This window comes from Ruminiclostridium papyrosolvens C7, from assembly GCF_000421965.1.
GTDB lineage: Bacteria > Bacillota > Clostridia > Acetivibrionales > DSM-1351 > Ruminiclostridium > Ruminiclostridium papyrosolvens_A.
The window spans coordinates 1-635 of sequence record NZ_ATAY01000102.1 but is presented as its reverse complement, the minus strand read 5'-3'; the positions used below and the strand labels follow the sequence as shown (position 1 = coordinate 635).

Annotated in this window: 1 protein-coding gene; it reads right to left on the bottom strand. The window is 45.0% G+C overall.

The genetic code is table 11. The features are described 5' to 3' along the window. Positions 1-635, bottom strand: a 635-nt coding sequence (locus L323_RS40460; RefSeq protein WP_038276373.1) for a condensation domain-containing protein, incomplete at both ends; no start/stop codon positions are given.

The window sequence follows — 635 nt, the reverse complement described above, 5'->3', positions numbered from 1 at the left end:
GCCAGTTCACCTTGTATGAAGTCTGCTACAGCCCTGCCCCTGAAGCTCTGTACCGACGGTCTTCTATAATCCAGCGGCATATTCAGCACAGGAACCTCATCTGAAAACATTTCTTTCCAGTATTCTCCTTGGGCTGTAGTATCCACTGTCTTTAGCCATTCACAGTAATCCTTGAACTGTACCCTCAATTCAGGAAGGGTACAGTTGCCATACAGACATGACAGCTCGTCCAGCAGCACATTCATGCTTATCCCGTCTGCAATGATATGATGCATATCCAGTAGAAGGAGACTTGAATTGTCACCTGTATTTATTACCATGACTCTCATAAGCGGAGCCCGGCTTAGATCAAAAGGCCTTACAAAACCTTTTAGTATCTCATCAATTTCTTCTTTTTCGGCGTTTACAAACTCCAAAGCCACGTGGGCATCTTTTGAAATAGTCTGTACCGGTTCTCCATTTACCATTGCAAAGCTTGTCCTGAGGATTTCATGGCGCCTGACAAGCCCCTTTGCTGCATTTTCAAATCTTTCCACTTCAATCATGCCCTTGATTTCATACACGCAGGGCAAATTATATGCAATGCCTGTCTCATCTATCTGAGCAACCATATACAGCCTTTGCTGGGCCGGCGA